This window comes from Arthrobacter sp. NPDC080086, from assembly GCF_040702285.1.
In genome coordinates this window covers 24,999-32,832 of sequence record NZ_JBFBKP010000051.1, presented here as the reverse complement: position 1 = coordinate 32,832, position 7,834 = coordinate 24,999, and the positions used below count along the sequence as shown (strand labels likewise).

The 7,834-nt window shown below is 65.9% G+C and carries 7 protein-coding genes; 2 read left to right on the top strand and 5 right to left on the bottom strand.

What is annotated here, in order from left to right; all coding sequences use genetic code 11:
* Window positions 1–97 precede the first annotated feature (97 nt).
* The 4 genes from AB0305_RS16075 to lysS form a co-directional block, all read right to left on the bottom strand.
* Window positions 98–2,590, bottom strand: a complete 2,493-nt coding sequence (locus AB0305_RS16075) for an ATP-dependent Clp protease ATP-binding subunit (protein ID WP_290257002.1) — start codon at window positions 2,588–2,590, stop codon at window positions 98–100.
* Window positions 2,591–2,938: 348 nt separating this feature from the next.
* The gene (locus AB0305_RS16070; protein ID WP_364135929.1) at window positions 2,939–3,265 is read right to left on the bottom strand and encodes an Lsr2 family protein; all 327 of its coding nucleotides are present in this window, start codon (window positions 3,263–3,265) and stop codon (window positions 2,939–2,941) included.
* A 129-nt stretch (window positions 3,266–3,394) separates the two neighbouring features.
* Window positions 3,395–3,589 carry a hypothetical protein gene (locus AB0305_RS16065; protein WP_364135927.1) on the bottom strand — a complete coding sequence of 65 codons (195 nt, stop codon included), beginning with the start codon at window positions 3,587–3,589 and terminating at the stop codon, window positions 3,395–3,397.
* A gap of 2 nt (window positions 3,590–3,591) precedes the next feature.
* On the bottom strand, window positions 3,592–5,121 hold the full coding sequence (gene lysS, locus AB0305_RS16060; protein ID WP_290257005.1) for a lysine--tRNA ligase: 1,530 nt from the start codon (window positions 5,119–5,121) through the stop codon (window positions 3,592–3,594).
* Window positions 5,122–5,210: 89 nt separating this feature from the next.
* Here lysS and AB0305_RS16055 point away from each other — a divergent pair, with 89 nt between their 5' ends.
* On the top strand, window positions 5,211–5,834 hold the full coding sequence (locus AB0305_RS16055) for a thymidine kinase (RefSeq protein ID WP_290257006.1): 624 nt from the start codon (window positions 5,211–5,213) through the stop codon (window positions 5,832–5,834).
* Window positions 5,835–5,943: 109 nt separating this feature from the next.
* On the opposite strand, the gene AB0305_RS16050 is transcribed toward AB0305_RS16055, so the two are convergent.
* Window positions 5,944–6,702: a hypothetical protein gene (locus tag AB0305_RS16050; protein WP_364135924.1), complete on the bottom strand. Its 759-nt coding sequence runs from the start codon at window positions 6,700–6,702 to the stop codon at window positions 5,944–5,946.
* A gap of 247 nt (window positions 6,703–6,949) precedes the next feature.
* Between AB0305_RS16050 and AB0305_RS16045 the strand changes: the two genes are divergently transcribed.
* Window positions 6,950–7,783: an alpha/beta hydrolase gene (locus AB0305_RS16045; protein WP_290257008.1), complete on the top strand. Its 834-nt coding sequence runs from the start codon at window positions 6,950–6,952 to the stop codon at window positions 7,781–7,783.
* Window positions 7,784–7,834 lie beyond the last annotated feature (51 nt).

Below are 7,834 nucleotides of genomic sequence, written 5' to 3'. Positions count from 1 at the left end.
GACGCTTTAAGGCTTAACGACGACGGCCCCGGCCGCTCCCGCGAGGTAAGCGGCCGGGGCCGTTGCGTCTGGTGCCATGCGGAGCAGCGAACCTGCCCTAGTGGGTCGGCGCGATCTCCGGGATGCTCGGCTTGGCGTTGCCGGCGAAGGTGAACTTCGCGTCGTCGCCCTCGCCCTCGACGTCGACCACCACGATGTCGCCGGAGTGCAACTCACCGAAGAGGATCTTCTCGGAGAGCTGGTCCTCGATCTCGCGCTGGATGGTGCGGCGCAGCGGCCGGGCACCCATCGCGGGGTCGTAGCCGCGGGTCGCCAGGAGCACCTTGGCCGCGGGCGTGAGCTCGATGCCCATGTCCTTGTCCTTGAGGCGGCGCTCCAGGCGGGTGACGAACAGGTCGACGATCTCGATGATCTCGTCCTGGGTCAGCTGAGGGAAGACCACGACGTCGTCAACACGGTTCAGGAACTCGGGGCGGAAGTGCTGCTTGAGCTCCTCCGTGACCCGGGCGCGCATCCGGTTGTAGCCGGTCTGCGTGTCCGTGCCGGACTGGAAGCCGGTGGCGACGCTCTTGGAGATGTCCCGGGTACCGAGGTTGGTGGTCATGATGATCACGGTGTTCTTGAAGTCCACCACGCGGCCCTGGGAGTCGGTCAGGCGGCCGTCTTCCAGGATCTGCAGCAGCGAGTTGAAGAGGTCCGCGTGGGCCTTCTCCACCTCGTCGAAGAGCACCACGGAGAACGGACGACGCCGGACCTTCTCGGTCAGCTGGCCGCCTTCCTCGTAGCCCACGTAGCCCGGAGGGGCACCGAAGAGCCGCGAGACGGTGTGCTTCTCGGAGTACTCGGACATGTCCAGGGTGATCAGCGCGTCTTCCTCGCCGAACAGGAACTCCGCGAGGGCCTTGGCCAGCTCGGTCTTGCCGACGCCGGTGGGGCCGGCGAAGATGAACGAGCCGCCGGGACGCTTCGGGTCCTTGAGGCCGGCACGGGTGCGGCGGATCGCCTGGGACAGGGCCTTGATGGCCTCGTCCTGGCCGACGACGCGCTTGTGCAGTTCCTCTTCCATCTTCAGCAGGCGCGAGGACTCTTCCTCGGTCAGCTTGAAGACCGGGATGCCGGTGGAGTTCGCGAGCACCTCGGCGATGATGTCCTCATCCACCTCGGAGATGTCGTCCATGCCGCCGGTCTTCCACTGGCGTTCCTTCTCGGCGCGTTCGGCAATGAGCTTCTGCTCCTTGTCGCGCAGCGAGGCGGCTCCTTCGAAGTCCTGGGCGTCGATCGCCGATTCCTTCTCCAGCTTCATGGCCGCAATCTTCTCGTCCATCAGCTTCAGCTCCGGCGGAGCGGTCATCCGGCGGATGCGCAGCCGGGCGCCGGCCTCATCGATCAGGTCGATGGCCTTGTCCGGCAGGAAGCGGTCCGAGATGTAGCGCTCGGACAGGCTCGCGGCCGAGGCGAGGGCGCCGTCGGTGATGGTCACGCGGTGGTGCGCCTCGTAGCGGTCACGCAGGCCCTTGAGGATCTCGATCGCGTCCGCGACGGAGGGCTCCTTGACCTGGATCGGCTGGAAGCGGCGCTCCAGGGCGGCGTCCTTCTCAATGTGCTTGCGGTACTCATCCAGCGTGGTGGCGCCGATGGTCTGCAGCTCGCCGCGGGCCAGCATGGGCTTCAGGATCGAGGCCGCATCGATGGCACCCTCGGCCGCGCCCGCACCCACCAGGGTGTGGATCTCGTCGATGAACAGGATGATGTCGCCGCGGGTGCGGATCTCCTTGAGGACCTTCTTCAGTCGCTCTTCGAAGTCACCGCGGTAGCGGGAGCCTGCCACCAGGGAACCGAGGTCCAGGGTGTAAAGCTGCTTGTCCTTGATGGTTTCCGGGACGTCGCCGCGGACGATCGCCTGGGCCAGGCCCTCGACGACGGCGGTCTTACCGACGCCGGGTTCACCGATCAGGACGGGATTGTTCTTGGTGCGGCGGGAAAGGACCTGCATGACGCGTTCCATTTCCTGCTCGCGGCCGATCACCGGGTCGAGCTTGTTCTCCCGGGCGGCCTGGGTCAAGTTCCGGCCGAACTGGTCGAGGACGACCGAGCCGGCGGGGGTACCCTCGGCCTGGCCGGCGCCGACACCGGCTCCGGCGGATTCCTTGCCCTGGTAGCCGGAGAGCAGCTGGATGACCTGCTGGCGGACCCGGTTCAGGTCTGCTCCGAGCTTGACCAGCACCTGGGCGGCAACGCCTTCACCCTCGCGGATGAGGCCGAGCAGGATGTGCTCGGTGCCGATGTAGTTGTGGCCGAGCTGCAGGGCCTCGCGCAGGGAGAGTTCCAGCACCTTCTTGGCCCGCGGCGTGAAGGGGATGTGACCGGACGGCGCCTGCTGGCCCTGTCCGATGATCTCCTGCACCTGCTCGCGGACGCCGTCGAGCGAAATGCTCAAGGACTCGAGGGCTTTGGCGGCAACACCTTCACCCTCATGGATCAGACCCAAGAGGATGTGTTCGGTACCGATGTAATTGTGGTTCAGCATGCGTGCCTCTTCTTGGGCAAGCACAACTACGCGACGGGCACGGTCCGTAAATCGCTCAAACATTTCGCCACACTCCTAGCTACGACGTACTTTGATGCTACGTGGCGGTCTTCGTAATTTGTGGCTTGTTCGCCACAGGGGAAACCGGGGCGGTTGCGGGGACCCGGGCGGCGTGCACGGCCCGTGTATGCGCTCCTACCCGGTTACCTCCGCCGCACCAGGCCGGGTGGTCCCCGGAAACGGCCCAAACACTGCCCGGCCGGGCTCCGGCGTCGGCACGCCGGGCCAGCCTCCGGACGGTAACCGGGGAGGAACGTACGGACCCCGGACGCAGCGAAGCCCCCACCGGATGGCGGGGGCTTCGCTGTAGGCAATTCGTTCCGGCCCTAGGGGCCGGAAACGGCGCCAATCTTAGGAATTGGCCTTTTGGTAGGCTTCCTGAATTTCGGCCTGGATTCGGCCGCGGCTGTTGACCGCGTAGCCATTGTCACGGGCCCACTGGCGAATCTGGGCCGAATCCTGATTTCGGCCGCTGGCGGCCTTCGTGCGGGCGGGCCGGCCGGCGGACGTTTTGCGGGCCTGGCCCACATAACGTTCGAGCGACGAGCGCAGTTCTGAAGCATTGTTGGCCGACAGGTCAATTTCGTAACTGACGCCGTCCAGCCCAAACCGGACAGTTTCGTCCGCGGATCCCCCATCCAGATCATCCACGAGGATGATTTCAACTTTCTGTGCCATAAAGACTCTCTTTTCGAAGGAGGAGCATTTAGAAAAGCAGGATGTAACTGTAAAAAGTATCCATCGCTTTATGGCACCGAGTCAAAGCGAAAACTACGCTGCGGGAAAACAGCGCCGGCTAATGACTTTCTAGGACTGTTCCGGGGAATGCCCCTGATCCGGCGCGGAATTCGCGGCCGGGGCGTTTACTGCTGCGTCGGCTTCCGCCTGGGCGCGGGCCTCGGCCTGGCGTTCGGATTTATCGGCGTTGAATATTGCCTTCATCACGAACCAGAAAATGAGGCCCACCACCACGGAGGGCAGCAGCACGGCAATGTAATCCATGATCAGTTGCCTTCGGGCTTGAGCAGCGGGAACAGGATGGTCTCGCGGATGCCCGCACCGGTGAACAGCATCACTAGCCGGTCAATGCCGAGGCCAATGCCGCCCATCGGCGGGGCGCCGTATTCGAGTGCCCGGAGGAAGTCCTCGTCCAGCTGCATGGCCTCGACGTCGCCGGCAGCGGAGCGCAGCGACTGTTCGGTGAGGCGTTCGCGCTGGATGACGGGGTCGATCAGCTCGGAGAACGCGGTGCCGCGCTCCATGCCGCCGATGATCAGGTCCCAGGCCTCGATCAGGCGGCCGTCCTCACGGTGCTGGCGGGCCAGCGGCTGCGCGGACGGCGGGTAGTCGTACACGAAGGTCGGGTTCAGCAGGGTGGGCTCGACCAGTTCGCCGAAAAGTTCGACGACGAGCTTCTCCGCGTCCCAGGCGGCGTCCACCTTGACCTCGTGCTTTTCCGCGAGGGCCAGCAGCTCGGCGGCGGGGGTGTCCGGGGTGATCTCCTGGCCGACGAAGTCGGAGAGGCCCGGGTAGACGGCCATCCAGGCCCAGTCGCCGTCGAGGTTGATCTCGCCGGCCTCGGTCTGCAGCACCCGGCCCACGCCAGCGGCGTCCGCGGCGTCGAGGATGATCTCCTTGATCCGGTCCGCCATGACGAACTGGTCGGCCCAGGCCTCGTAGCTCTCCAGGGTGGTGAATTCGGGGCTGTGCGTGGAGTCGACGCCCTCGTTCCGGAAGACGCGGCCCATGTCGTAGACCCGGTCGATGCCGCCGACGACCGTGCGCTTGAGGTAGAGCTCGGTGGCGATGCGCAGGGTCATCTTCTGGTCGAACGCGTTCATGTGCGTCTCGAACGGGCGGGCGGTGGCGCCGCCGTGGACTAGCTGCAGCATGGGGGTCTCCACCTCCACGTAGCCCTGGCGGTGCAGGGTCTCGCGGATGGAGCGGGTGATTGCGGCGCGGGTGTAGACCATCTCGCGGGCCTCGTCGCGGACGATCAGGTCCACGTAGCGCTGGCGGACGCGGGTTTCCTCGTTCAGTTCAGCGTGCAGCACGGGCAGCGGGCGCAGGGCCTTGGACGCCATGGACCAGGACTCGGCCATGACGGAGAGCTCGCCGCGGCGGGAGGAGATGACCTCACCCTTGATGAAGACGTGATCGCCGAGGTCCACGAGGGACTTCCAGTCGGCGAGCGCCTCCTCACCGACGTTGGCCAGGCTGAGCATGACCTGGAGGCGGACCGCCTTGCCGTCGAGGCCGCCCTCCTGCAGGGTGGCGAAGCAGAGCTTGCCGGTGTTGCGGATGAAGACGATGCGGCCGGTGACACCGACGACGTCGCCGGTGGTCTCGTCGGCGACGAGGTGGGCGTACTTCTCCCGGATATCCGTCAGCGAGTGGGTCCTCTCGACGCCCACGGGGTAGGCCTCGATCCCGCGCTCGATCAGCTTCGCGCGCTTTTCCATCCGGACCAGGGTCTGTTCGCTGGCCTCGGAGTGCTCGGGCGTGTTCGGGGCAGGAGTGTTTTGGGAAGTCACAATCCCTAAGTTTACCGGGGATTCCTGAGCGCCCGGGATCGGGGGCGGTGGCACTAGAATCGGGGGCGACCGCTCCTGAAAGGACCCCCTTGGCCAAGCTCTACTTCCGCTACGGCGCGATGAACTCCGGCAAGTCCACGGGCCTGCTGCAGGCGGCCTTCAACTACGAGGAACGCGGCCAGCGGGTGCTGCTGGCCAAGCCGGACATCGACACCAAGGGCGACACCGCCGTCGTCTCCCGCCTGGGCATGACCCGCGACGTCGATTTCCTGATCCCGGCGGGCGCATCCGCGCGGGAACTGTTCTCCGCCCTGGCGCACGGGGATGATCCGGACGCGCTGCTGCAGCACGTGGACACCCCGCCGGTGGCCTGCCTGCTGGTGGATGAGGCGCAGTTCCTGACGCCGGAGCAGGTGGATGACCTGTTCCGGATCGCCGTCCTGGACAACGTGCCGGTGCTGGCCTACGGCATCCGCACGGACTTCCGGACGCGCGCCTTCCCGGGGTCGCTGCGGCTGCTGGAGATCGCGCACACCCTGGAGGAGCTGAAGACGATCTGCCGCTGCGGCCGCAAGGCGATCTTCAACACCCGCCGGATCGGCGACCGGGTGGTGTTCGACGGCGAGCAGGTCGCCATCGACGGCCAGGACGCCTGGTACGAATCCCTCTGCGGCTCCTGCTATCTCGAGGTATCCGGCGGCCGGCTGGGTTGACCGACGGAGCCGCGTGAGCGACGTGGGCTCCCTCAAAGCGCAAAGAACCGGCTCCGTCCCTGAGGGGACGGAGCCGGTTCCTGTGGTCCAACGAATGCGGGAGGATGCCTTAGAGGCGGTGCGTCCCGCCGGTGGAGTCTGCTTCCGGCGTGTAGGTGTGGACGGCGTCCTTGATCTGTTCGGTGGCCGGGGGAGAATTCTGGGCCTCCGACTTGATCTTCGGGGCCTCGGCCTCGGCCTTGTTCAAGTAGTGCTCCCAGCGCTGGGACATGGGCTTGATAAGCCCGCCGCCGACGCCTACAACAAGGATGCCCACGATCGCGGCAAGCACAGCGATGAGGATCGGGGTCGTCACGGTGGTGGCAATGTCGACCTGGTTCAGGGCAGCGATGATGCCGATGCCCAGGATGAAGATGCTGGCGATGTTCGCAAGCGTCTTGCCGTAGGAGAGGCCGCCGAGGGAGCCCTGAATGAGGGTCTTGACGGCCGCGGCGATCGCGGCACTGACGATGACGATGATGATGGCGACGACGACGCGCGGGAGGAAGGCGATGATCGCGGCGAGCAGCGTGCTGACCGGGTTGGGCCCAAAGACACCGAACGCGAACTGAAGCACGAAGAGCACCAGGGCGTAGTAGATGATCTTGGAGATAACGTCACTGGCATCAAGCTCGGAATTGGCCAGCGCCTTCTTCACGCCGCCTCGCTCCACGGCGCGGTCGAAGCCGACCTTGTGCAGCAGCTTGGACAGAGCCTTCGCGATCGCCTTTGCAATCAGCAGGCCGACGATCAGGATGACCAGGAACAGCACCAGCTTGGGGACGAAGTCAATGACGGTGGCCAGGCCGGCCTTGAGTGTATCTTCCATTTTTCCTCACATATCGGCTAAGGGTCGAACGAAACTAAGCATGCTTTCCAAATTGAGTACACACGATCGAAAAGGTAATAGCAAGCACGCTTAGTAATAAATTTTGCCGTCCCATCCACCGGCGCGAGGGCTACGAAACTGGCGGGGAATGTGCACGCCGCTCTCAGAAGGCTCCATATAGGGCCGCCCGCGCAGCCTGGGCCGAAGCCGCCTGCGCGAGGGCGGCCGGCTGGGCTAGGCTCAAACCATGACGCGCGAGAACATCCACACCCCCGACGGCGGAACCCTCGAGTTGTTCAGCACGGGGGCGGAACTGTCCGCGGCCGGCTCCGGCGTCGTCGTCGTGTCCGCCTCGATGGTGACCGCCGCCGACTACACCAAGTTTGCGCAGAAGCTCAGCGCCTCCCTCGGCCGGCCGGTCCACACCTTTAACCGCCGCGGCCGCGGCGGCTCCTCCCCGCAGCCGGAGGACTACACACTTGACGTGGACATCCACGACCTCGACGCCGTGATGAAGCACACCAACAGCACGGACGTGTTCGGTCACAGCTTCGGCGGCGCCGTAGCCCTGCACGCCGCCCGCACCCTGCCGGTGGAGCGGCTGGCGGTCTACGACCCGGCCGTCTCGGTCAACCACAGCGTCACCGCCGACTGGATCCCCGAGTATGAGCGCCTCACCGCCGCCGGCGACGACGACCGGGCCCTGGCCGTGCTGGTCCGCGGGCTGGAAACCGGCAGCGCCGTTTCCCGGATGCCGCTGTCCATGCTGACCCTGGCCAACAAGCTGACCGCCGGGACCCCCGTGGGCAAGCAACTGCGGGAGCTGATGAAGACCGGCGTCCGCGAGATCAAGGCGATCATCGCCGCGGACATGCCCGCCGAACCGTTCCTGGCACTGCCGCTGGAGACACTGATCGTGGTGGGCGAGAAGAGCCCGGCGTACTTCGGCGTGGCCTGCGCCCAGATCCACGACGTGCTGTCCGGTTCGAGCTACACGATCCTGCCCGGCATGGGCCACGACGGCGTGAACAAGGCCCCGGAGAAGCTCATCACCGAGCTGAGCGCCTTCTTCGCCGGCTGAAGCCGCTCCCCCGCGGCGGCGCCAGCCGCGTCTGTTGACCCGGGAGCGGGA